Origin of the sequence: Pseudomonas sp. NBRC 100443 (assembly GCF_030268185.1) — a bacterium.
GTDB classification, from domain to species: domain Bacteria; phylum Pseudomonadota; class Gammaproteobacteria; order Pseudomonadales; family Pseudomonadaceae; genus Pseudomonas; species Pseudomonas citronellolis.
This window is the reverse complement of the sequence record NZ_BSQE01000008.1, coordinates 198,709-225,652: the sequence shown is the minus strand read 5'-3', so window position 1 is coordinate 225,652 and position 26,944 is coordinate 198,709. Positions and strand designations below refer to the sequence as shown.

At 68.6% G+C, this 26,944-nt stretch carries 3 protein-coding genes; all 3 read left to right on the top strand.

Going from position 1 to position 26,944, the window contains the following annotated elements; translation table 11 throughout:
* Window positions 1-2: 2 nt before the first annotated feature.
* The 3 genes from QSJ95_RS13050 to QSJ95_RS13040 all read left to right on the top strand — a co-directional run bounded on the left by QSJ95_RS13050 (window position 3) and on the right by QSJ95_RS13040 (window position 26,250).
* The gene (locus QSJ95_RS13050; RefSeq protein ID WP_285642886.1) at window positions 3-11,594 is read left to right on the top strand and encodes an Ig-like domain-containing protein; all 11,592 of its coding nucleotides are present in this window, start codon (window positions 3-5) and stop codon (window positions 11,592-11,594) included.
* Window positions 11,595-11,882: 288 nt separating this feature from the next.
* Window positions 11,883-14,957, top strand: coding sequence for an Ig-like domain-containing protein (locus QSJ95_RS13045; RefSeq protein ID WP_285642884.1), 3,075 nt, complete (start codon window positions 11,883-11,885; stop codon window positions 14,955-14,957).
* A gap of 1,150 nt (window positions 14,958-16,107) precedes the next feature.
* Window positions 16,108-26,250 (top strand): Ig-like domain-containing protein, encoded by a 10,143-nt coding sequence (locus QSJ95_RS13040; RefSeq protein ID WP_285642882.1) that lies wholly within the window; start codon window positions 16,108-16,110, stop codon window positions 26,248-26,250.
* Window positions 26,251-26,944 lie beyond the last annotated feature (694 nt).

Genomic DNA, 26,944 nt, shown 5'->3' with positions numbered 1-26,944 from the left:
ACATGGCCGCAATTCAACTGATTGCGAAAAGTTCGGGGCAGGTTACCGATGTCAGCGGCAAGAACCTGTTGTCGCTGGCGCACCCTTGCGTGGTGAAGATCGCGGCCGCGCCCGACAGCATCCAGTCCATCGGCCGAAATGGCGACAGCCTGGTGATCCGTCTGAAGAACGGCGAAGTCATCAATATTGACAATTTCTTCCAGGCCGTGAACGGCGTGCGCCACGACCTGGTGCTGGAGGCCCCCGGCGGCGAGCTGTGGCTGGCGGACCAGAACGAGCCTTGGGTGACCACCGAGCTGGACTCCATCGAGCAACTGCTGGCGGAACGCAGCGACGACACTTACGCCGTCTTCGGCGTGCTGCCGCTTGCCGGCCTCGGCGCCCTGGGTGTCGGCGGCCTGGCCGCAGCGGCGGGGGGCGGTGGTGGCGGCGGTGGCTCGGACGGCGGCACCGTTACCACCGTCGCCGATGAGAGCGGCAACTGGGCATTTCCGGAGAGTCCGCTGGAAAACGGCGAGAGCGGCAGCATCACCGAGCCCCCGGGCAACGTCAGCCCGCCGACCGTCACCGAACCGGCCGACGTGATCGCTCCGGAACCGCCAGTCATCACCGACAACAACGGCGACGGCCTGAGCGGCACCGGCGAGCCGGAAGGCATCGTCACCGTCGAGCTGCCGGACGGCAGCACCGTGACCACTGTCGTAGACGAAAACGGTAATTGGGAATTCCCGGAGAACCCGCTGGAGAACGGTGAGTCCGGCAGCATCACCATCACCGATCCCTCGGGCAACGTCAGCCCGCCGACTACTACCGAACCGGCCGACGTCATTGCACCGGAACCGCCCGTCATCACCGACAACAACGGCGACGGCCTGAGCGGCACCGGCGAGCCGGAAGGCATCGTCACCGTCGAGCTGCCGGATGGCAGCACCGTCACGACCGTCGTCGATGAAAACGGCAACTGGGAGTTCCCGGAAAACCCGCTGGAAAACGGCGAGTCCGGCAACATCACCATTACCGACCCGTCGGGCAATATCAGCCCGCCGATTACCACCGAACCGGCCGACGTGATCGCCCCGGAGCCGCCAGTCATCACCGACAACAACGGCAATGGCCTGAGCGGCACCGGCGAGCCGGAAGGCATCGTCACCGTGGAACTGCCGGATGGCAGCACCGTGACCACTGTCGTCGACGAAAACGGTAATTGGGAATTCCCGGAAAACCCGCTGGAGAACGGCGAGTCCGGCAGCATCACCATCACCGATCCCTCGGGCAACGTCAGCCCGCCGACCGTCACCGAACCGGCCGACGTGATCGCGCCGGAGCCGCCAGTCATCACCGACAACAACGGCGACGGCCTGAGCGGCACCGGCGAGCCGGAAGGCATCGTCACCGTCGAGCTGCCGGATGGCAGCACCGTGACCACCGTCGTCGACGAAAACGGTAATTGGGAATTCCCGGAAAACCCGCTGGAGAATGGTGAGAGCGGGACCATCACCATCACCGACCCCTCGGGCAACGTCAGCCCGCCAACCATCACCGAACCCGCGGATACCGCCGCCCCCGATATCTCCCAGGCCGAGGCGGGCCTCAGCCTGATCGACGATGTCGGCGCCATCACCGGGCCTATCGCCCAGGGCGGCCATACCGACGACGACCAGCCCGAGTTCAAGGGCCAACTGGTCGGCGGCGATGCCGTGCTGGTGAACATCTACGACAACGGCGAACTGATCGGCAGCAGCCTGGTCGCCGCCGACGGCAGCTGGAGTTTCATTCCCACCCAGCCGCTGGCCGATGGCGAGCACAACCTGCAGGCCAGCGCGATGGATGCCACCGGCAATGTCGGCGAGCTGCTGCCGGCCGACGGCTGGCGCTTCACCGTAGACACCCTCGCGCCCGTCGAGCTGCCGGAGGAGGGCGGCTCGCTGAGCCTGCTCGACGACGTCGGCAGCGTCACCGGCGAGATCGTCTGCGGTGGCGTGACCGATGATGCCAGGCCGACTTTCGGTGGCAGCGGCATACCGGCCGACATCGTCAGCGTGAACGTCTACGACAACGGCGTGCTGATCGGCAGCGCCAGCGTCAGCGACGGCCAGTGGAGCTTCGAGCCGGCGCTGCCGCTGCTGGCCGGCGAGCACAACTTCCAGGCCGCGCTGGTGGATGCCGCCGGCAACGAAGGGCCGAAGAGCGCCGACTGGCCCTTCAGCCTCAAGCTGACGCCGCCGGCGGCGCCCTCCATCGAGCACGTCATCGACGACCAGGCGCCGATCACCAGCGGTCACCTGCAGCCGGGCGCGCAGACCGACGACCGCAGCCCGACCGCCAAGGGCACCGCCGAGCCGGGCACCGTGGTGCATCTTTACGTCAATGGCAGCGAGGTCGGCAGCGTCGCCACCGACGCCGAGGGCAACTGGTCGATCGACCTGGCCGACCTCGGCGCCGACGGCCTGAAGACCCTGACCGCCAAGGCCGTGGATTCGGCCGGGCAGTGGAGCCCGGCCACCGGTGGCTTCGACATCCTACTGGACACCAGCGCGCCGGCCGTCCCGGACGCGCCGAGCGCCCTGGACAACGTCGGCGCCGTCACTGGCCCCATCGCCGGCGGCGTGACCGACGACAGCACCCCGACATTCGGCGGCAGCGCCGAGCCGGGCGCCACCGTCACCATCAAGGATGGCGACAACGTGCTGGGCACCGCCATCGTCGACGGCGACGGCAACTGGAGCTTCACCCCGGCCGAGGCGCTGGGGGAGGGCGAGCACAGCATCAGCACCCTAGTCACCGATGCCGCCGGCAATGCCAGCGAGCCCAGCGACGCGCTGGTGCTGGTGGTCGACACCCGGCCGCTACAGGTCAGCGTGGCCAAGGCGCTGGACGATGCCGGCAGCCTGACCGCCGAGCTGGGCAACGGCGCGGTGACCGACGACCGCACGCCGACCCTGGTGGGCAGCGCCACCGCCGGCGCCCTGGTCACCGTCATGGACGGCGCCAGCGTGCTCGGCTCGGTCGTGGCCGATGCCGCCGGCGCCTGGAGCCTGGAGCTGCCGGCGCAGGCCGATGGCAGCTACCTCTACAGCGTCACCGCCAGCAACGGCGCCAACAGCGCCAGCACCCGCTTCGAACTGAGCATCGATGGCAGCGCGCCGGAGAAACCCGGCGCGATCCTCGCCGTCGACAACCAGGGCGACGTCACCGGCCCCATCGACAACGGCGTGACCGACGACTCCACCCCGACCTTCAGCGGCAACGCCGAGCCGGGCAGCGTCATCACCATCAAGGATGGCGACGAGGTGCTGGGCACCGCCACGGTCGATGGCGACGGCAACTGGAGCTTCACCCCGGCGCAGCCGCTCACCGACGGCGAGCACGCCATCAGCGTGAGCGCCAGCGACGCGGCCGGCAACGTCAGCGAGCCGAGCGACGTGCTGACGATCCTGGTCGACACCAGCGACGTGGTGGTCAGCATCGAGGCGGCCATCGACGACGTGGGCGAAACCCAAAGCCTGAGCAACGCCGCCCTGACCAACGACACCACCCCGACCCTGGTCGGCAAGACCCTCGCCGACGCGCTCGTGGTCATTTCCGAAGGCGGCGTCGAGATCGGCAGCGTCAGCGCCGATGCCGAGGGCAACTGGAGCTTCCAGTTGCCGGAACAGGCCGACGGCGAACACAGCTATACCGCCAGCGTCTCCAACGGCGCCAACAGCGGCAGCGCCGAATTCAGCCTGACCATCGACGGCAGCGCGCCGGCGTCCGCGGAAGTGGTAGTGGCCACTGACGACCAGGGCCTGGTCCGCGGCCCGATCGCCGCCGACGGCGTCACCGACGACGCCCTGCCGGTGTTCTCCGGCAGGACCGAGGCCGGTGCCATCGTCACTCTCTTCGATGGCGCCGAGGTGCTGGGCAGCGTCACCGCCGACGCCAATGGCGACTGGAGCTTCACCCCGGCGCAGCCGCTGGCCGATGGCGAGCACAGCATCCGCGCGCAGGTCGCCGATGCCGCGGGCAACGCCGGCGAGCCCGGCCCGGCGCTGGCGTTCAGCGTCGACACCGCGCCCATCAGCGTCAGCGTGGTCAAGGCCAGCGACAACGTCGGCGCCAAGCAGGGCGACCTGGCCGACAAGGCACTCACCGACGACAACCGCCCGAGCCTGGCCGGCACCGCCAGCGCCGGCGCCATCGTCAGCATCCTCGACGGCTCGACGCTGCTCGGCTCGGTGCTCGCCGACGCCGCCGGCCAGTGGAGCCTGGAGTTGCCGGAGCAGGCCGACGGCAGCCACGTCTACGACATCCTGGCCACCGCCGCCAACGGCAACGAAGCCAGCACCCGCTTCGAGCTGACCATCGACACCCAGGCCCCGGACGCCCCGGCGCTGGTCGTGGTGACCGACAACGTCGGCACGCAGCAGGGCGCCCTGGAGGCGGGCGCCGCCAGCGACGACAGCGCCGCGGTGATCAGCGGCAGCGGCGCCAACCCCGGCGACCTCATCACCATCCACGACAACGGCAGCCCGATCGGCAGCGCCATCGTCGACGCCAACGGCAACTGGAGCTACAAGCCGGAAACCCCGCTGGCCGAAGGCGAGCACGCGATCAGCGCCTCGGCCATCGACGCCGCCGGCAACGAAAGCGCGCAGGGCCCGGCGCTGAGCTTCGTGGTCGACACCACCGCGCCGGGCGCCATCACCGACCTGGCACTGCTCGACGACGTGGAAGGCGGCGCCTTCGGCGGCATCGCCCTGGGCGAGCCGAGCAACGACGCCACGCCGACCTACAGCGGCCATGTCGAAGGCGGCGCCGTGCTGGTGCGCATCTACGACAACGGCGAGCTGATCGGCTCGGCCAGCGTGGACGAAGCCGGCAACTGGAGCTTCGAGCCGCAGCCGCCGCTGGCCGATGGCGCGCACAGCTTCCAGGCCGAGGCGCTGGACGCCGCCGGCAACCTCGGCCCGCGCAGCGAGGCCTGGGACTTCGTGGTCGACACCGCGCTGCCCGAGACGCCGCGCATCACCCGCGTGCAGGACGACTTCGGCCCGCAGCAGGGCGACCTCGACAAGGGCGCCAGCACCGACGACGTCAGCCTGAACCTCAGCGGCACCGGCAGCGCCGGCGCCACCCTGTTCCTCTACGTGCGCCTCAGCGACGACCCGCAGGCGCCCAGCGAACTGCTGGGCTCCACCGTCATCGACGCCAACGGCGAGTGGAGCCTGGCCACCGACGACCTCGCCCGGTTCGGCGGCGACGGCATGAAATACTTCTGGGCCAGCTCGCAAAGCCCCTCGGGGCAGCTGAGCGAGGCGCCCAGCGAGGACTTCCCGGTGGCGCTGCACACCGCGCTGCCGGAAGCCCCGCAACTGTTGGCGCTGGAGACCGAGGCCTTCACCAGCCAGGTCTGCGGCAACCTCACCAGCGACGCCACGCCGAGCATTTCCGGCAGCGGCGCGCCGGGCTCGCTGGTGCTGGTCTACGACAACGGCCAGGCGCTCGGCTCGGCGCTGGTGGACGAGGCCGGCAACTGGAGCTTCACCCCGCAAGAGCCGCTGGCCGACGGCCCGCACGCGCTCACCGCGACCCTCACCGACGCGGTGGGCAACGTCACCGAGCCCAGCGCGCCCTGGCTGTTCGTGATCGATACCCTGGCGCCGAACGTCGGCCTGGACATCAACACCGCCGAGCAACTGGCCGGGCAGACCGAGCCGGGGGCGATCGTCACGGTGATCGACAAGGCCGGCACGGCGCACAGCGTCACCGCCGACCAGAACGGCCGCTGGAGCCTGCAGCCCAACCCGCTGGGCCTGGGCGAGGACGGCAGCATTTCGGTGGCGGACGCGGCGGGCAACCAGTCACAGCCCATCGTCATCCAGGGCGACGTGCTGGCCAGCTACGACCTCACGCGCTACACCAGCCAGGTCAATACCACCGAGGCCGGCCCGCAGGCCAACCCCAGCGTCACCACCCTGGCCGACGGCAGGATAGCGGTGGTCTGGCAGGGCGGCGACACCGCCAGCAACAATGCCGAGGTTTACATGCAGCTGTTCGAGGCCGATGGCGTGACGCGCATCGGCAGCGAGCAGCAGGTCAACCAGCGCAGCAGCTACAACCAGGACAGCCCGCAGGTGGTGGCCCTGGCCGATGGCGGCTACCTGGTGGTCTGGGAGTCCTGGCAGGCCGGCCCGGACACCAGCAACGACGGCATCATGGCGCGCCGCTACGGCGCCGATGGCAGCCCGCTGACCGACGAATTCGCCGTCAACCAGCTGACCGCCGGCGGCCAGCTGTCGGTCTCCGTGGTGGCGCACCCGGGCGGCGGCTACACCATCTCCTGGATCAGCGATCCCGATGGCGGTTCCACCGACAGGATCGTTCAGCGCAGCTTCGATGCCGACGACCAGCCGCTCGGCGGTGACGTGGTGGTGGGCAGCGGCACCGGCTATGGCGCCGAGGGCGCGCCGGCCATGGCGGCGTTCGTCGATGCCGCGCACCAGGGCATGTACGTGACCGTGTGGAGCGGCCGCAACGGCCCGGGCGACAGCTCCGGCACCGGCGTCATCGGCCAGCTCCACGCGGCCGACGGCACCCCGCTGGGCGGCAACTTCCAGGTCAACACAGAAACCGGCAACAACCAGGACTACCCGGACGTGATCACCCTCAAGGACGGCAGCTTCGTGGTGATCTGGGAGGGCAACCCGCCGGGCAGCAGCGGCTTCGACGTCTACATGGCGCACTACAGCGTCGACCCGGCCACCGGCGCCGTGCAGCAGATCGGCCCGGGCGACGTGCGCGTCAACACCGGCATCGCCGGCGACCAGTACAAGCCCACCGCGGTGGCGCTGGACGACGGCGGCTACCTGGTCATCTGGGGCTCGGCCGGCGGCGACGGCAGCGGCTCGGCGATCTTCGCCCAGCGCTACGACGCCCAGGGCCACAAGCTGGGCCGCGAGTTCCTGGTCAACCCGACCACCGAGGGCAACCAGGGCTGGGCCGGCGACAACGTCGACATGAAGAACCTGCTGGACGCCACCCTGATGGCCGACGGCAGCGTCTACGTGACCTGGCAGAGCGACAAGGCCGACAACAGCGGCTGGGGCATCGAGGCCACGGTGATCGACATCGACGCCGGCTACTACTCCGAATTCCGCGTCAACGGCACCCTCGTCGGCGCCCAGGACCATTCGGCCACCGCGAGCCTGCCCAATGGCGGCTTCGTGGTGGTCTGGGAGTCGGCCTCGGGCGATGGTTCCAACGACTGCGTCATGGCCCAGCTGTTCGATGCCAGCGGCATGCCGCTGGGCGGCGAGTTCGTGGTCAACACCAGCACCGGCGACTTCCAGGGCAAGCCGGCGGTGGCGGTGCTGGCCGACGGCAGCTTCGTGGTCAGCTGGACCAGCTACGCCGGCGGCAACGACGCGATCATGCAGCAGAAGTTCGGCTACACCTACGACCTCGACGGCAACATCAGCGGCGCGCAGCCCCAGGGCGGCGAGTCCAGGGTCAACCTCAACGATGCCGACAGCCAGCGCTATTCCAGCATCACCGCGCTGGAAGACGGCGGCTACATGCTCACCTGGAAGTCCTGGGAGGGCGGCGGCTGGCGCATCTACGCCCGCCAGTACGACGCCGACGGCTCGCCGGCCAGCGGCGACCTGCTGGTCAGCGCCACCCACTACACCAGCGACATCATCGGCGCCTCCATCAGCACCCTGGCCGATGGCCGCGTAGTGTTCACCTACGCGCGCAACCTCGGCGGCGGCGACGCCTACTTCCGCATCTACGATCCGAACACCCAGAGCTTCGGGCCCGAGATCGTCGCCAACCAGACCACCGCCAACAGCCAGGCCTCGCCCAGCGTATCGGGGCTGGCCAACGGCAACTTCATCGTCACCTGGGATTCCAACGACCACAGCGGCCCGGACCAGTCCGGCTACGGCATCTGGGGGCGCATCTTCGACGCCGCCGGCGTGCCGGTGGGCAACGAGTTCCTGCTCAGCACCAGCACCCTGGGCGACCAGGCCATGCCGGTGGTGGTGCCGCGCGCGGACGGCAGCTTCGTCGTGGTCTACCAGTCGGCCACCGACGCGGCGCCGGGCGCCGGCACCTGGGGCATCTACGCCCAGTTCTTCGACGCTGCCGGGCGCAAGGTCGGCCAGGAACTGCACATCAACCAACTGGTGAGCGGCGACCAGACTCAGGTCGACGCCACCTTCCTCGACAGCGGCAAGCTGTTCGTCAGCTGGACCGACAATGGCGTCGGCGATGGCAACGGCAGCGCCATCAAGGGCAGCCTGGTGGACCTCGACGAGAGCCTCGGGCTGATTCCGCCGCCGCCGCTGGGCGAGGGCGCCACCGGCCTCGACTACGTGCCGGCCAGTCCGCCGCAGATCAGCGTGCTCAGCGTCGGCCTGGACACCAACAGCGCCGAGCGCCTGGGCGGGCGCACCGAGCCGGGGGCGACCGTCAGCGTGGTCGACGCCCAGGGCGTCAGCCACACGGTGGTCGCCGACCAGTACGGCCGCTGGGACTTCTACCCCAACCCGCTGGCCCAGGGCGAGCAGGGCAGCCTGTCGGCCCATGACGGGGCCGGCCACCAGGCGCCGGCGGTGGCCATCCAGAGCGCGGCCCTGGCCGACTACCAGCTGGACCGCCACACCGTGGAAGTGAACAGCACCGAGGCCGGCCCGCAAACCAACCCGAGCGCGGCGACCCTGGCCGATGGCCGGATCATCGTGGTCTGGCAGAGCGGCACCGGCACCGACGTGTTCATGCAACTGTTCGAGGCCGACGGGGTGACCCGCGTCGGCAGCGAACAGCAGGTCAACCAGCGCAACAGCGGCGACCAGGACGGCCCGCAGGTGGTGGCCCTGGCCGATGGCGGCTACCTGGTGGTTTGGGAGTCCTACCAGGCGGGCCCGGACACCAGCGGCGACGGCATCATGGCGCGCCGCTATGGCGCCGACGGCACGCCGCTGACCGACGAGTTCGCGGTCAACCTGGGCACTGCCGGCGACCAGCGCCACCCCAGCGCCGTGGCGCACCCGGACGGCGGCTACACCATCAGCTGGACGAGCAACCCCGACTCCGGCTTCACCGACCTGGTGGCGCAGCGCACCTTCGATGCCGACAACCAGCCACTCACCGGCGATGTGCTGGCGGGCAGCGGCCAGGCCTATGGCGCCGAGGGCGCTCCGGCCATGGCGGTGTTCGGCGATGCCGCGCACCAGGGCATGTACGTGACCGTGTGGAGCGGCCGCAACGGCCCGGGCGATGCCTCCGGCACCGGCGTCATCGGCCAGCTCCACGCGGCCGACGGCACCGCGCTGGGCGGCAACTTCCAGGTCAACGCCGGCGCCGGCAACGACCAGAACAACCCGGACGTGATCGTCCTCAAGGACGGCAGCTTCGTGGTGGTCTGGGAAGGCAACCCGCCGGGTAGCAGCGGCTTCGACGTCTACATGGCGCACTACAGCGTCGACCCGGCCACCGGCGCCGTGCAGCAGATCGGCCCGGGCGACGTGCGCGTCAACACCGGCATCGCCGGCGACCAGTACAAGCCCACCGCGGTGGCGCTGGACGACGGCGGCTACCTGGTCATCTGGGGGGCTGCCGGCGGCGACGGCAGCGGTTCGGCGGTCTTCGCCCAGCGCTACGACGCCCAGGGCCACAAGCTGGGCCGCGAGTTCCTGGTCAACCCGACCACCGATGGCAACCAGGCTTCGAACGAGGCCGGCTCGAACGTGCTGGATGCGACGCTGATGGCCGACGGCAACGTCTACGTGACCTGGCAGAGCGACAAGTCCGACAGCAGCGGCTGGGGCATCGAGGGCACGGTGATCGACATCGACGCCGGCTACTTCTCCGAGTTCCGCGTCAACGGCACCCTGGGCGGCGCCCAGGACCATCCGGCCACCGCGAGCCTGCCCAACGGCGGCTTCATCGTCGTCTGGGAATCGGCCGCGGGCGATGATTCCAGCGACTGCATCATGGCCCAGCTGTTCGATGCCGCCGGCATGCCGGTGGGCGGCGAGTTCGTGGTCAACGCCACGACCGGCGACTTCCAGGGCAAGCCGGCGGTGGCGATGCTGGCCGACGGCAGCTTCGTGGTCAGCTGGACCAGCCATGCCGGCGGCAACGACGCGATCATGCAGCAGAAGTTCGGCTACACCTACGACCTCGACGGCAACATCAGCGGCGCGCAGCCCCAGGGCGGCGAGTCCGGGGTCAACGTCAACGACGTCGGCCAGCAGCGCTTCTCCAGCATCACCGCGCTGGAAGACGGCGGCTACATCGTCAGCTGGAGCGCCAACATCAGCGGCACCAGTGGCAAGTGGCAGATATTCATGCGCCAGTACGCCGCCGATGGCTCGCCGGTGGGCGGCGACCGGCTGGTGGGCGACGCCACCTACCACACCACGGCGGGGCCGGACGCGGCGTCCCTGGCGACCCTGCTGGACGGCACCGTGGTGATCGCCTACAACCGCGACATCGGCGGCGCAGCGGGGGTGGAGTCCTACTTCCGCCTCTACGACCCGGCGACCGGGCTGCTGGGCGAGGAAATCCGCGCCAACCAGACCTCGGCCAACAAGCAGTCCTCGCCGGCGGTGTCGAGGCTGGCCAACGGCAACTTCATCGTCACCTGGGATTCCAACGACCACAGCGGCCCGGACCAGTCCGGCACCAGCACCTGGGGGCGCATCTTCGACGTCACCGGCGCGGCGCTGGGCAGCGAGTTCCTGGTGTCCAACAGCACCACCGGCGACCAGTCCGAGCCCATGGTGGTGGCCCGCGAGGGCGGCGGCTTCGTGGTGGTCTACGTGTCGCGCAGCGAGGCGGCGCCGGGCTCCGGCAGCTATGGCGTGTACGCCCAGTTCTTCGACGATGCCGGGCGCAAGGTCGGCCAGGAACTGCACATCAACCAACTGGTGAGCGGCGACCAGACGCAGGTCGACGCCACCTTCCTCGACAGCGGCAAGCTGTTCGTCAGCTGGACCGACAGCGGCGTCGGCGATGGCAACGGCAGCGCCGTCAAGGGCCGCCTGGTGGACCTGGACGAGACCCTCGGGCTGGCCCCGGCGGTGGCCGAGGGCGGCGCCACCCACGTCGACTACCTGCCGGTCTCCGACGCCGTGGGCACGGCCGCCGACGACATGCTCGACGCCCGCGGCTACACCACCGCCAGCGGCGGCGAAGGCAACGACGTCATCCTCATCGACGGCACCGGCTTCGCCCACATCGACGGCGGCGCCGGCTACGACATCCTGGTCTGGGCCTCGCGCAATGCGCTGGACCTGGGCCAGGTCGCCGACAGACTGGAGGGCATCGAGGCCATCCGCCTGAGCGAAGGGCTGAGCCAGTCGCTGACGCTGAGCCTGGCCGACCTGCTGAAGGTCACCGAGCCCGACGGCGAGGCCCGGCACAGCCTGAGGATCACCGGCGACAGCGGCCAGAACGGCGTGGTCGACAGCGTCGACATCGACCTCGCGGACTGGGTTCGGCAGGCGCAGCAGGTCACCGAGGGCGCCGTCACCTACGACGTCTACACCTCGAAGAGCGCGTCTTATGCGCACCTGCTGATCCAGGAAGGCCTGTACGTGGTCTGAGCGGCCCGGCGCCGGGGCGGCCGCTCCCGGCGCGCTGGCTCCCACCTGCGGCGCGAACCTCGTTCGCGCCGTTTTTCATTGCGGCCGGCGCGCCGGCCCGAGTCCGAAAAACAGCGGGCGGCTTGAGGGATTTCCTAAAAGCCCGTCCCGGGCGTCGGAGTTCCTACGGCTTTAGGGAGTTTCCTAACCCATGCGCCGGCTTGCTGCTCTAGTCTGCCCGCGGTTCGTGGCGAGTACCCATGGCGCATGGGCGATGTCACTTCATTCACTTCGGGGAGAAATTACCAGATGGACGCAATTGAACTGATCGCGAAAAGCTCGGGGCAGGTGACCCCCGTGACCGGCAATGGCCCCCTGAGCCTGTCGCGGCCCGGCGTGGTGAAGATCGCCGCGGCGCCGGAGGACGTCCAATCCCTCAGCCGCAACGGCGACCACCTGCTGGTGCGCCTGAAGACCGGCAAGGTCATCACCGTCGAGAACTTCTTCCAGGGCTTCGATGGCGTACACAACGACCTGGTGCTGCAGGCGCCGGACGGTCAGCTGTGGCAGGCCGGCTACGATGAGCCCTGGGACGGCATGGAACTGACGCGCCTGGATTCCGTCGACGAACTGCTGGCGTTGCAGTCGGACGACCACAACGTCGCCTTCGGCCTGCTGGTGCCGGCGGCGGGGCTGGGCGCCATCGGCGTGGGCAACATGCTCACCCAGCGCGACGGCGGTGGCGGCGGCAGCCCGCGCTCGGTGGGCCCGCTGCCGGAAGGACAGGCGCCGGGCGCGCCGCAGATCCTGTTCAACAACCAGCAGGGCCTGACCGGCACCGCCGAGCCCGGCAGCCTGATCACCCTGACCCGCCCGGACGGCAGCACCGAGACCGCCACCACCAATGCCGATGGCACCTGGAGCTTCCTGCCCAACCCGCTGGAGGACGGCCAGTCCGGCAGCGTCACCGCGTCCAACGGCGACGGCGCCAGCCCGGCGGTGGACACCGGCCCGGCGGACCTGACGCCGCCGAAGGACCCAGTCGTCAGCGAGAACAACGCCAATGGCCTGTCCGGCACCGGCGAGGCGGGCGACACCATCATCCTCACCAAGCCCGATGGCAGCACCGTCACCACCGTCGTGGACGAGAACGGCAACTGGAGCTTCCCGGAAAACCCGCTGGGCAATGGCGAGTCGGGCTCGCTGGTGGAAGTGGATCCGGCCGGCAACTCCAGCGGCAGCGTCGATACCGGTCTGGCCGACCTGGAAGTGCCGGAGCCGCCGGTGGTCACCGAGAACAATGGCAATGGCCTGGGCGGCACCGGTGAGCCGGAAGGCATCGTTACCGTCGAGCGGCCGGACGGCAGCACCGTGACCGCCATCGTCGATGAAAACGGCAACTGGGAATTCCCGGAGAACCCGTTGGAGAACGGCGAAAGCGGCAGCATCACCATTACCGACCCCGCGGGCAACGTCAGCCCGCCGACCGTCACCGAGCCGGCCGACGTGGTTGCGCCGGAACCGCCCGTAGTCACCGAAAATAACGGCAACGGCCTGGGCGGCACCGGCGAGCCGGAAGGCATCGTCACCGTCGAGCTGCCGGACGGCAGCACCGTCACGGCCATCGTCGATGAAAGCGGCAACTGGGAATTCCCGGAAAACCCGCTGGAGAACGGCGAGACCGGCAGCGTCACCATTACCGACCCCGCGGGCAACGTCAGCCCGCCGACCATCACCGACCCGGCCGATCTGCTGCCGCCCGTGCTGCCCGAAGGGCACGAGTGGCTGCAACTGATCGACGACATCGGCGAGGTGACGGGCGAGATCGCCAAGGGCGGCGTGACCGACGACGCGCGTCCCGAAGTGATTGGCGACTGCGGCGCCGACAGCGATGCCGTGCTGGCCTTCATCTACTTCGACGGCGCGCTGCTGGGCAGCGCCACCGTCACCGCGGGCAAATGGAGTTTCCCCCTGGAAAGCGATCTTGCGGCGGGCGCCCACCAGTTCCAGGTGGAACTGCAGGACGCCGCCGGCAATCGCAGCGCCAAGAGCGAACCCTGGGACTTCACCCTGGAGCTTCCCGATGCGCCCGAGGCGCCAAGCATCGACTGGGTCCAGGACGACCAGGAGCCGCTGGTGGTCGAACTGCAACCCGGGGACAGCACCAACGACCGCAGTCCCATCGTCGGCGGCAGCGGCGTGCCGGGCAGCCTGCTGACCCTGTACGTCGACGACCAGGCCGTGGGCAGCGTGACCGTGGGCGAGGACGGCAAGTGGGAAATCGCCATCGCCGACCTGGGCGCCGATGGCGCCAAGCGCATCAGCGCCGACCAGGCCAGCGCCGGCGGGCCGAGCGGCCCGCGCAGCGAGGTGGTGGAGATCGTCCTGGACACCCAGGCGCCGGCCCGGCCGGTCATCGAGCGGGTCTACGACAACCTCGGGGACCAGCACGGCGACATCGAACCCAATGGCGTGACCGACGATTTCTGGCCGGAGATCAGCGGCCGCGTCGAGGGTGGCGATGCGACTTACGTGAAGCTCTTCGACAAGGGCATGCCGATCGGAACCGCCACGGTCAACGCGGACGGCACCTGGTCCTTCACCCCCGTCTCGTCGCTGGGCATAGGCCAGCACAGCCTGCAGGTCATAGCGGTGGACGCGGCAGGCAACGAGAGCCCGTTGAGCGACGCCTGGTCCTATGAAACCTACGTGCCGCCGTCGTTGGAACCGAGCATCACCGGCGTCCGGGACGACTACGGTGCCGAACAGGGCGCCCTGCAGAAGGAAGACTTCACCGACGACAGCACGCCGGTGGTGCGTGGCACCGGGCGTCCCGGTGATGTCATGGAGCTCTACCTGCAACTGGAGGACGGCGCGCTGAATCTGGGAACCGCCTACCTGGTTGGCTCGGCCGTGATCGATGCGAAGGGCCACTGGCAGATCGAGTCCGACGACCTGGCCCAGTATGGCGGCTATGGCATGAAGTTCCTCTATGCCTCTTCCTATAACGAGGGTGGCGACCGCCCGGCGCCCACCGGGGCATACCCCATCTACCTGGAGGATCCCGCCGCGCCGGAGCAGTTGCGTTCGTTGTCATCGGCGCTGGACGAACCGCAGGAGCCGGGCGTGGCGGAGGACGAGGGCGCCGGGCTGATCCAGCAGGTGCTCGGCCTGGCCGTGGGCACGGGGGCCGCGCTGCCGGCCGGCCCCGAGCCGGACCTGGCCGGGTTGCTGACCGATATCCGGCTGCCGCGGCAGTTCCAGTTGGAGGCTGATGGGCCCCGGGACATCACCGAGCCCACCGGCGAGGTCTTCGCGCCGCTGTCGTCGGGCGAGCGCCTCGACCTGCTCGGCCTGCAGCACAGCCAGCAACTGGTGCTCTGACGCCCGGCTCCCGCCGCCCGCGGCGGGGTTCGTCACGAAGGGCGCGAACCTTGGGTTCGCGCCCTTTTTTGTTCGCGGCGGGCGCTTTCCGGGCCTTGTGAGGGCTTGCCCTTCGCGTGCGCTGGCCCGAAGGGGAATAACCCAGAGACTTTTGGGTTGGGGGTTTGGTGTAGCGCGCCGCTCCGAGTGCTCGGATGTTTCTTGTTTCGCCCCCTCGGGCGAGTCCCTTTTGTCAATCGGTGGAAGGCCACCCCCGCAAAAAGGAACCAAAAAGGCTTGCCCCGACATACGGGCCCGACAGAGTCGGGCTACCCTCACGAACTCCCCCGCCACGGAGGCCCGCCCCGAGGGTACGTCCCTGTAGCCCATCGGGGCTCTCGCGACATCCATGTCGCATGACCTCCTGAGCGCCGGTTTCGCTCGGCCTTCTGAAGGGGCACTCCGGTGCGCTCGGCTATTTCTCTGGAAGTCCAAGAGCAAACGCTCTTTTGCTTTTCGTAGGAGCGAGCTTGCTCGCGAACCCCGCAGTCACTGGGTTGCCGCGTTCGCGGGAATGACGATGTGGGGGGCAGGTGTTTCAGGATGACTCAGGATTCTCCCTTCGCTCAGGACAGCCCCCTCTCCCGCTTGCGGGAGAGGGCTGGGGAGAGGGCGCTCTTTGCAGAGCCCCAACCCCGTCGGAAATCCGTAGGGCGCATAACGCCTACGGCGTTATCCGCCGAATCGCGGACAGAGTCCGCTCCTACGGCTCCAGGGAAGCACGGGCGTAGGAGCGGACTCCGTCCGCGATTGGATTCACCGGCCACGCCGGACGCTCCGGTGGCACGAACAGCCCCCTCTCCCTCCGGGAGAGGGCTGGGGTGAGGGCAACGGACTCCGCCGCTACTCCATCCCCAAACCTGCACTCCGCCCCCAACCCTCCCCGCAAACGGGGCAGGGTACCGCCACGCCGTGCTTCCACCCACCCCTCAGACATCCACCTGAATGCCCCGGCCTTTAAGGGATTCCTGAAGGGAGGTCGCTGGCGATTTGCCTAGGATCGCCGGTGGGGCATCGCCGGCGGCGCTGGCGTTCGTTGCCCGCTGATTTCAGCCTCCCGCACACCGGGTGGCGATGACTGCCAATTGACGATTTGAAGGAGTCTCGGCGCATGACCGACAAGAACTGGAACGACGATCAGGACCGGCCGCAGGCCAGCCTGCCCTTTGCGCAGGACGCATCCGCCGGACAGGGCGCGCCCGCGCCGCGTGCGGACAAGCCCCAATTCCTCATCGTGGACGATATCGGCAAGCTCAAGGGCGTGGTCGAGTCGGGCGGATATACCAACGACAAGACGCCGACCTTCACGGGCTCCGGCCTTACGGTGAACCAGGAAGTGTTCATCCGCGTCGTTCTCGAATCCGGTGAGGTGCAGGACCTGGGCAGCGCCGTGGTACGCAAGAACGGCACCTGGTCCCTGGACATCGACATGCCGTTCCAGGATGGCGTGGTCGATTTCTACATCACCGTCGACGGCGTCGATTCCGACCCCTACCGGGTGACCTTCGATAACCAGTTGCCGGAGCCGGTCGAGCTGGAAGAGCCCCTGCAAGTGCTGGCCGGCGAGCGCCCGTTGGCGATGGACGGTGGCCAGGTACAGGCCAATGCGCAGCCGAGCTTCGTGGGCAAGTTCGCCGGCCAGGCCAGCGTAGCGGACATGTATGCCGTGCTGCTGGAAATTCACTATGGCACGCAACTCGTCACTGTCACGGCCGAGATCGGCAGTGATGGCTCCTGGCGCTGTGAGTGGCCAAAGGAGCTGGCGGAGCAGCAGGGGGACTATACGCTCAAGTTCTTCATGATCGATGCCGCCGGCAACGTGCATACCGAGGGGGGACAGTACAAGCCCTTCCAGCAACTGGAACTGACGCTCGACACGATGCCGCCCGGTGACGATGCCGTGGTGAGCTTCACCCTGCACGACGACTTCGGCCCGGTCACCGGGGTCATCGCCGCCGGCGGCAAGACCGACGACACCACCCCGAGGCTCGAGGGCCAGGTGGCGAACGCTGCCGCCAACGGCGTCAAGTGGGTGGAAATTCGCCTCGACGGCAACGTCCTGGCACGGGTGCCGGTGGATGAGCAGGGCAACTGGGAGTACACCCCGGACGCACTGGCTTCCGGCGCGCATCGCTTCGAAGTCTTCCCGCTGGACGCCGCCGAGAACTATGGCAAGAGTGCCTCCATCGACTTCGAAGTGGCCGGGCCGGATGTGCCGCCCTTGTCGCTGCCGGTCATCGAGGAAATCCGTGACGACCAGGGCTCGGTCAGCGGCCTGCTGAACGATGGCGACGTCACCGACGACACCAGCCTGTCGCTCAAGGGCCACGCCGAGGCCGGCAACCTCGTATTGCTGTATGTCGGTGGGGTACTGGCCGCCAGCGCAGTCGCCGACGAAAACGGCAACTGGACTGCCGAACTGCCGCTGGCCGGCGATGGCGAGCATGTCATCATCGCCAAGGCCCAGGACGACTTCGGTCGCCACAGCGACGAAACCGCCCCGGTGTCCATCACCCTCGACACCATCGCGCCGGAACAGCCGGGCATGGTGGATGCCCAGGACAACACCGGCGCCATCACCGGCCCCATCGAGCCGGGCAGCGTGACCGACGAAACCCAGCCGACCCTCAGCGGTTCGGGCGAGCCGGGCGACACCGTCAGCATCCTCGACAACGGCGAGGTGATCGGCACTGTCGTGGTCGATGAAAACGGCCAATGGGAATTCACCCCGGAACAGCCGCTGGAAGAGGGCGACCACAGCATCAGCGTGGTGGTCACCGACCCGGCCGGCAACGCCAGCGAACCCAGCGAGTCCCTGGACTTCAGCGTCGACAGCAGCGTACCGGCCATGGTCATCGACCATCTCGAACTGCAGGACGACTTCGGTCCGGTAGTCGGTGCCATCGCCAATGGCAGCTTCACCGACGACGCCACCCCGACCGTGGTGGGCCATGTCGAAGGCGAAGCAGCCTGGGTGGAAATCTACGATGGCGAGACCCTGCTGGGCACCGCCCTGGTGGACGGCGACGGCAACTGGAGCTTCCAGGCGCCGGAACTGGAGAGCGGCGAGCACAGCATCAGCGCCCGCCCGGTGAGCGCCATCGGCCAGGAAGGCGAAGCCAGCGACAGCATCGGCTTCACCCTGGTGGGTGACGAGACGCCGCTGCCGCAACTGCCGGTCATCGATGAGATCCTCGACGACCAGGGCACATTCACCGGCCTGCTGAACGATGGCGACCTCACCGACGACGCCAGCCTGTCGCTCAAGGGCAGCGCCGAGGCCGGCAAGCTCGTGCTGCTGTACGTGAACGGCGAACTGGCCGCTAGCGTGGTGGCCGACGAGCAGGGCAACTGGACTGCCGAACTGCCGCTGGCCGGCGATGGCGAACAGGTCATCACCGCCAAGGCCCAGGACGATGCCGGCCGCCACAGCGACGAAACCGCTCCGGTATCCATCACCCTCGACGCCACCGCGCCGGACAAGCCGGAACAGGTGGGCGCCGACGATAACGAAGGCGTGGTGCAGGGCCCGATCACCCAGCATGGCGCCACCAACGACAACACCCCGGAATTCAGCGGCCAGGCCGAGCCGGGCTCCACGGTCATCATCAGCGACAACGGCGTGCCCCTGGGCAGCGTGGTGGCCGATGCCCAGGGCAACTGGAGCTACACCCCCGAGCCGCCGCTGGCCGATGGTTCGCACAGCATCACCGTGCAGGCCCAGGACGCCGCCGGCAACCTCAGCGAGCCCAGCGACGCGCTGGAATTCAGCGTCTGGAGCGAGGCGCCGCAGGTGAGCATCGACCACGCCCTGGACGACGTCGAGCCGGGCCTGGAGAACGTGGCCAGCGGCGGCATCACCAATGACCTGCAGCCGACCCTGGTGGGCACCGCCACCGCCGGCGCGCTGGTGGTCCTTTCCGAGGCCGGGCTGGTGCTCGGCAGCGCGGTCGCCGACGCCGAGGGCAACTGGAGCATCACCCTGGACCGTAACCAGTCCGAAGGCTCGCACACCTACACCGCGGAAGTCCGTTGCGCCACCGGCGAGTTCGCCCAGGCCGACTTCGTCCTGGTGATCGACAACAATGCCCCGGACCGCCCGATCCTCGACGCCGTGCTGGACAACGCCGGCCTGGTCCAGGGCGCGCTGGCCAGCGGCGACACCACCGACGACGCCACCCCGACCCTGCAGGGCGGCGAGGCCGAGCCCAACGGCCTGGTCAAGGTCTACGACAATGGCACCCTGGTCGGCAGCGCCCTCGCCGACGAGAACGGCGACTGGAGCCTGGAGCTGCCGGAGCTGGCCGATGGCGCCCATAGCCTGACCGTCACCTCCAGCGATGCCGCGGGCAACGAAAGCAAGCCGACCCGTCCGTTCGAACTGACCGTGGACACCGCGGTGGCCGACCTGGTCATCGACAGCATCGAGCTGGTGGACGACTTCGGCGAGGTCCAGGGCCTTATCGCCGACGGCGGCAAGACCGACGACACCACGCCGCTGCTGCAGGGCCACGTCGAAGGGACGAATGCCGCCTACGTGGAAATCTACGACGGCGAAACCCTGCTGGGCACCGCCGCGGTGGACGCCCAGGGCAACTGGAGCTTCCAGGCGCCGGAGCTGGCAAGCGGCGAATATGCCTTCAGCGCCGTACCGGTGGACAGCCTCGGCAAGACCGGCGAAGCCAGCGAAACCATCCGCTTCGAAGTGGTGGGCCCGGAGGTCGCCCTGCCGAACGCACCGGTCATCAGCGAAATCCTCGATGACCAGGGCTCGGTCAGCGGCCTGCTGAACGACGGCGACGTCACCGACGACACCAGCCTGACCGTCAACGGCAGCGCCGATGCCGGCAACCTGGTGCTGCTGTATGTGAACGGTGAACTGGTCGCCAGCGCCACCGCCGATGAACAGGGCAACTGGACCGCCGAACTGCCGCTGGCCGGCGATGGCGAACAGGTTATCACCGCCAAGGCGCAGGATGAAGCCGGCCGTCATAGCGACGAAACCGCGCCGGTCTCTGTAATCCTCGACACCACCGCGCCGGAACAGCCGGGCATGGTGACCGCCGAGGACAACACCGGCGCCATCACCGGCCCCATCGAGCCGGGCAGCGTGACCGACGAAACCCAGCCGACCCTCAGCGGTTCGGGCGAGCCGGGCGACACCGTGAGCGTCCTCGACAATGGCGAGGTAATCGGCACGGTCGTGATCGACGAGAACGGCCAGTGGGCGTTCACTCCGGAGCAGCCGCTGGAGGAGGGCGACCATAGCATCAGCGTGGTGGTCACCGATCCGGCCGGCAACGCCAGCGAGCCGAGCGAATCCCTGGACTTCAGCGTCGACAGCAGCGTGGCGCCGATGGTCATCGATCACATCGAACTGCAGGACGACTTCGGTCCGGTAGTCGGCAGCATCGCCAACGGCAGCTTCACCGACGACGCCACCCCGACCGTGGTGGGCCATGTCGAAGGCGAGGCGAAGTACGTGGAGGTCTACGACGGCGAGACCCTGCTGGGCACCGCCCTGGTGGACGCCGAAGGCAACTGGAGCTTCCAGGCGCCGGAACTGGAGAGCGGCGAGCACAGCATCAGCGCCCGCCCGGTGAGCGCCATCGGCCAGGTCGGCGAAGCCAGCGACAGCATCGCCTTCACCCTGGTGGGTGAGGAAACCGATCTGCCGCAGCCGCCGGTCATCGACGAAATCCGCGACGACCAGGGTTCGATCACCGGCCTGCTGAACGACGGCGACGTCACCGACGACACCAGCCTGAGCGTCAACGGCAGCGCCGCAGCCGGCAACCTCGTGCTGCTGTACGTGAACGGTGAACTGGCCGCCAGCGTGGTGGCCGACGAGCAGGGCAACTGGAGCGCCGAACTGCCGCTGGCCGGCGATGGCGAACAGGTTATCACCGCCAAGGCGCAGGACGCCGCCGGTCGCCACAGCGAAGAGACCGCTGCGGTCTCCGTCACCCTCGACACCACCGCGCCGGAACAGCCAGGCATGGTCATCGCCGAGGACAGCACCGGCCCCGTCACCGGGCCCATCGAGCCGGGCAGCGTGACCGATGAAACCCAGCCGACCCTCAGCGGTTCGGGCGAGCCGGGCGATACCGTGAGCATCCTCGATAACGGCGAGGAGATCGGCACCGCCACCGTCGACGAGAGCGGCAACTGGACGTTCACCCCGGAACAGCCGCTGGAGGACGGCGACCACAGCATCAGCGTGGTCATCACCGACGCCGCCGGCAACGTCGGTGAACCCAGCGAGGCCCTGGACTTCGTGGTGGATTCCACGCCCGTGTTCGTCACCATCGACATGGCCCTCGATCAGGTCGAGAGCATCACTGGCGAGGTGGCCAACGGCGGCATCACCAATGACCGGCAGCCGACTCTGGTGGGCACCGCTACCGCGGGCGCGCTGGTGATCATCTCCGAGGCCGGGCTCGTTCTCGGCAGTGTGGTCGCCGATGCCGAAGGCAACTGGAGCCTGCGCCTGTCGGTGGGCCAGTCCGACGACGAGCACCACTACATCGCCGAGGTGCAGAGCGCCACCGGCGCCACCGCCCAGGCCGAGTTCAGCCTGCTGATCGACACCGATGCCCCGGACCGTCCGATCCTCGACACCGTGCTGGACAACGCCGGCCTGCTCCAGGGCGCGCTGGCCAGCGGCGACACCACCGACGACGCCACCCCGACCCTGCAGGGCAGCGAGGCCGAGCCCAACGGCCTGGTCAAGGTCTATGACAACGACGTCCTGGTCGGCAGCACCCTCGCCGACGAGAACGGCGACTGGAGCCTGGAACTGCCGGAACTGGCCGATGGCGCCCATAGCCTGACCGTTACTTCCAGCGATGTCGCAGGCAACGAAAGCAAGCCGACCCGTCCGTTCGAACTGACCGTGGACACCGCGGTGGCCAACCTGGTCATCGACAGCATCGAGCTGGTGGATGACTTCGGTCCGCTCACCGGCCTGATCGCCGATGGCGACAAGACCGACGACACCACGCCGCTGCTGCAGGGCCATGTCGAAGGCGAGGCGAAGTACGTGGAGGTCTACGACGGCGAAACCCTGCTGGGCACCGCCGCGGTGGACGCCCAGGGCAACTGGAGCTTCCAGGCGCCGGAGCTGGAAAGCGGCGAGCACGCCTTCAGCGCCGTACCGGTGGACGCCCTCGGCAAGACCGGCGAAGCCAGCGAAAGCATCCGCTTCGAAGTGGTGGGCCCGGAGGTCGCACAGCCGGAGGCACCGGTCATCAGCGAAATCCTCGATGACCTGGGTTCGGTCAGTGGCCTGCTGAACGACGGCGACGTCACCGACGACACCAGCCTGACCGTCAACGGCAGCGCTGCCGCGGGCGATTTGGTGCTGCTGTACGTCGACGGCGAACTGGCCGCCAGCGTGGTGGCCGACGAGCAGGGCAACTGGAGCGCCGAACTGCCGCTGGCCGGCGATGGCGAGCACGCCATCACCGCCAAGGCGCAGGACCCGGCCGGTCGCCACAGCGAAGAGACCGCTGCGGTCTCCGTCATCCTCGACACCACCGCGCCGGAACAGCCGGGTATGGTGACCGCCGAGGACAACACCGGCGCCATCACCGGGCCTATCGAGCCGGGCAGCGTGACCGACGAAACCCAGCCGACCCTCAGCGGTTCGGGCGAGCCGGGCGACACCGTGAGCGTCCTCGACAACGGTGAAGTGATCGGTACGGTCGTGATCGACGAGAACGGCCAGTGGGAATTCACTCCCGAGCAGCCGCTGGAGGAGGGCGACCATAGCATCAGCGTGGTGGTCACCGATCCGGCCGGCAATGCCAGCGAGCCGAGCGAGTCGCTGGACTTCAGCGTCGACAGCAGCGTGCCGGCCATGGTCATCGACCGTATCGAGCTGATCGACGACGTCGATCCCGTCACCGGCGCCATCGTCAACGGTGACTCCACCGACGACGCCGCGCCGCTGGTACAGGGCCATGTCGAAGGCGAAGCCGCCTGGGTGGAAATCTACGATGGCGAGACCCTGCTGGGCACCGCCCTGGTGGACGGCGACGGCAACTGGAGCTTCCAGGCGCCGGAACTGGAGAGCGGCGAGCACAGCATCTCCGCCCGCCCGGTGAACGCCATCGGCCAAGTGGGCGAGGCCAGCGACAGCATCGGCTTCACCGTGGTGGGCGAGGAAACCCCGCTGCCGCAGCTGCCGGTCATCGATGAAATCCGCGACGACCTGGGCTCGGTCACCGGCCTGCTGAACGATGGCGATGTCACCGACGACACCAGCCTGACCGTCAACGGCAGCGCCGATGCCGGCAACCTGGTGCTGCTGTATGTGAACGGCGAACTGGTCGCCAGCGCCACCGCCGACGAGCAGGGCAACTGGAGCGCCGAACTGCCGCTGGCCGGCGATGGCGAGCACGCCATCACCGCCAAGGCGCAGGATGCAGCCGGCCGTCACAGCGACGAGACCACCCCGGTCTCCGTCATCCTCGACACCACCGCGCCGGAACAACCGGGCATGGTGACCGCCGAGGACAACACCGGCGCCATCACCGGGCCGATCGAACCGGGCAGCGTGACCGACGAAACCCAGCCGACCCTCAGCGGTTTGGGCGAGCCGGGCGACACCGTGAGCATCCTCGACAACGGTGAAGTGATCGGCACGGTCGTGATCGACGAGAACGGCCAGTGGGAATTCACTCCCGAGCAGCCGCTGGAAGAGGGCGACCACAGCCTCAGCGTGGTAGTCACCGACCCAGCCGGCAATGCCAGCGAGCCGAGCGAGTCCCTGGACTTTAGCGTCGACAGCAGCGTACCGGCCATGGTCATCGACCGTATCGAACTGCTCGACGACTTCGGTCCGGTCGTAGGCGCCATCGCCAACGGCAGCTCCACCGACGACGCCACCCCGCTCGTGCAGGGCCATGTCGAAGGCGAGGCGAAGTACGTGGAGGTCTACGATGGCGAAACCCTGCTGGGCACCGCCGCGGTGGACGCCGAAGGCAACTGGAGCTTCCAGGCGCCGGAACTGGCTTCCGGCGAACACGCGATCTCGGTCCGTCCGGTGAACGCCATCGGCCAAGTGGGCGAGGCCAGCGACAGCATCGCCTTCACCGTGGTGGGCGAGGAAACCCCGTTGCCGCAGCTGCCGGTCATCGATGAAATCCGCGACGACCAGGGCTCGGTCACCGGCTTGCTGAACGACGGCGACGTCACCGACGACACCAGCCTGTCGCTCAAGGGCAGCGCCGATGCCGGCAACCTCGTATTGCTGTATGTCGGTGGGGTACTGGCCGCCAGCGTGGTGGCCGACGAGCAGGGCAACTGGAGCGCCGAACTGCCGCTGGCCGGCGATGGCGAACAGGTCATCACCGCCAAGGCGCAGGATGAAGCTGGCCGCCACAGCGACGAGACTGCACCGGTCAGCGTCATCCTCGACACCACCGCGCCGGAACAGCCGGGCATGGTGACCGCCGAGGACAACACCGGCGCCATCACCGGTCCCATCGAGCCGGGCAGCGTGACCGACGAAACCCAGCCGACCCTCAGTGGTTCGGGTGAGCCGGGCGACACCGTGAGCGTCCTCGACAACGGTGAAGTGATCGGCACGGTCGTGATCGACGAGAACGGCCAGTGGGCGTTCACTCCGGAACAGCCGCTGGAGGAGGGCGACCACAGCATCAGCGTGGTGGTCACCGACCCGGCCGGCAACGCCAGCGAGCCGAGCGAGTCGCTGGACTTCACGGTGCAGGCCCAGGTGCCGACCCTTAGCCTCGATTCGGTCTACGACGATGTCGAAGGCATCCTCGGCGAGATCGCCCAGGGCGGGCTGACCAACGACGCCCAGCCGATGCTCTCCGGCACGGCCGGTAACGGCGCGGTGCGGGTGCTCATCCATGACGGCCAGACGCTGCTGGGCAGCGCACTGGTCGATGGCGACGGCAACTGGCAGTTCGAGCTGCCGGAACTGGCCGACGGCGAGTACAGCCTGAGCCTGGTGGCCGAAACCGCCAGCGGCACGCCGAGCGAAAGCCTGGAGTGGAGCTTCACCGTCGACACCCAGGCACCGGAGGCCGTCACCGGCCTGGACCTGGTCGACGACGAACCGCTGATCACCGGCACCATCGAGCAGAGCGGCCTGACCAACGACGCCACGCCGACCTTCAGCGGCCAGGCCATCGGCGCCAAGTGGGTGAACATCTACGACGGCAGCCTGCTGATCGCCAGTGTCTCGGTGGACGCCGAGGGCAACTGGAGCTTCACGCCGGAGGAGGCGCTTTACGAAGGCGTGCATCGCTTCAGCGCCGCCGCCGTGGACGAGGCCGGCAACGAAGGCGAGCGTAGCGTCGGCTGGAACTTCACCGTGGATGTCACCGCACCGGGCCGTGTCACCAACCTGGGGCTGTACGACATGATCGGACCGAACCCCGAGACGGACTGGGGCGATGTGCCGAAGGGCGGGAAGACCGACGACCCCTGGCCGAACTTCTATGGCCAGGTCGACACCTTCGGCGTGAAGTACGTGTACGTCTACGACGATGGCAAGTTCCTCGGCTCGGCCACGGTCAACCAGACCACCCTGGAGTGGGCGTTCGAACCGCGCCTGCCGCTGCAGTCGGGCAAGCACAGCCTGCAGGCCTGCGCGGTGGACGAAGCCGGCAACGTGGGCCCGCTCAGCGAGCCCTGGGACTTCACCATCGCCCTGCCGATCGCTGCCGACCCGTCGATCATCAACGTGCGCGACGACGTCGCTGGCGTCTACCTGCAGAAGGAGGACTTCACCGAGGACGTGACTCTGACGGTCAAGGGTTCCTCGCCGCTGGGCACCACAGTGACGCTCTATGCCAACGGCGTAGCGGTGGGCTCGCAGACGGTGGATGAGGATGGTTACTGGTACATCACCACCAGCGACCTGAGCCTTCTGGCCAACCCCGACGGTTCCGTGAGCCTGGTGGCCGAGGCCGAAGGGCTGGCGCCCACCGGTCCGTTCACCATCTTCCTCGAGGACAGCGTGCTGCAACCGCAGGTGCTGGCCGAGCCCCTGGGGGGCGAGGAAGCGCTGATGGCCGGGCTGTTCGCGGCGCTGGAACTGCACCAGGAGCCGGTCGCGCAAGCGCAGCCGCTGTCGTTGCAGGGCCTGCTGCAGGCACCGGCCGGGGCACAGGCTCCGGGCGTGGCGGCAACCCCGCCGGCAGCCGAGGCGCCAGTGCCCGACAGCATGCTGGTGAAACAGGACCTGCTGGCGCTGCAACAGCAGCAGCTGGTCTGACCGACCCGGCCCGTCCGGCGCTTCGGCGCCGGGCGGCCCGGTTTTCAGGCGGCATGGGCGCAAGCCCGTGCCGTTTTTTTTCGCCTGAAAAACACGCTGCGCCCATTATCGAGCGGGCCTGTAGGCGCGCGCCCTGCGCGCGAATCGCGGACAGAGTCCGCTCCTACCGACGCTGGGAAAATACTGTCGTAGGATGGGTTGAGCGAAGCGATACCCATCGCCATGGTTGGCCGGCGGACGGAGGTTTCAATGATGGAGCATCGGCGAAGTCCGTTGCCCTTACCCCAACCCTCTCCCGGAGGGAGAGGGGGCTGTTCGTGCCGAGAGGATAAATGGTTTCAGCTGGAAATCTCTGTGCTAGCCGGCTGACACCAGAACGTCCGACCCTGCCCAACGGTTCCCTCTTCCTGAAGGGAGAGGGGGCTTGTCCGTGCCGAGAGAGGAAATGGTTTCAGCTGGAAACCGCCGGAGCTGCCGGCTGACTCCAGAATGCCCGACCCTGCCCAACGGTCCCCTCTCCCTTCAGGGAGAGGGTTAGGGAGAGGGCGTTCTTCGAAGCCACGTCATGCCTTCCCGGCGGAACTCCATTCGCGAACAACGGCGCCAGGTTCAACTCCGGAGCCGTGTTGATGTCCTTGACCCTCTCCCCAGCCCTCGGCTGCGCGCCTCGCCCTGAAGGGAGAGGGGGGCTGTT

Bases quoted from the DNA above. Each gene is read 5' to 3' on its own strand.
- QSJ95_RS13050 (WP_285642886.1), top strand. From the start codon at position 3: ATGGCCGCAATTCAACTGATTGCGAAAAGTTCGGGGCAGGTTACCGAT.
- QSJ95_RS13045 (WP_285642884.1), top strand. From the start codon at position 11,883: ATGGACGCAATTGAACTGATCGCGAAAAGCTCGGGGCAGGTGACCCCC.
- QSJ95_RS13040 (WP_285642882.1), top strand. From the start codon at position 16,108: ATGACCGACAAGAACTGGAACGACGATCAGGACCGGCCGCAGGCCAGC.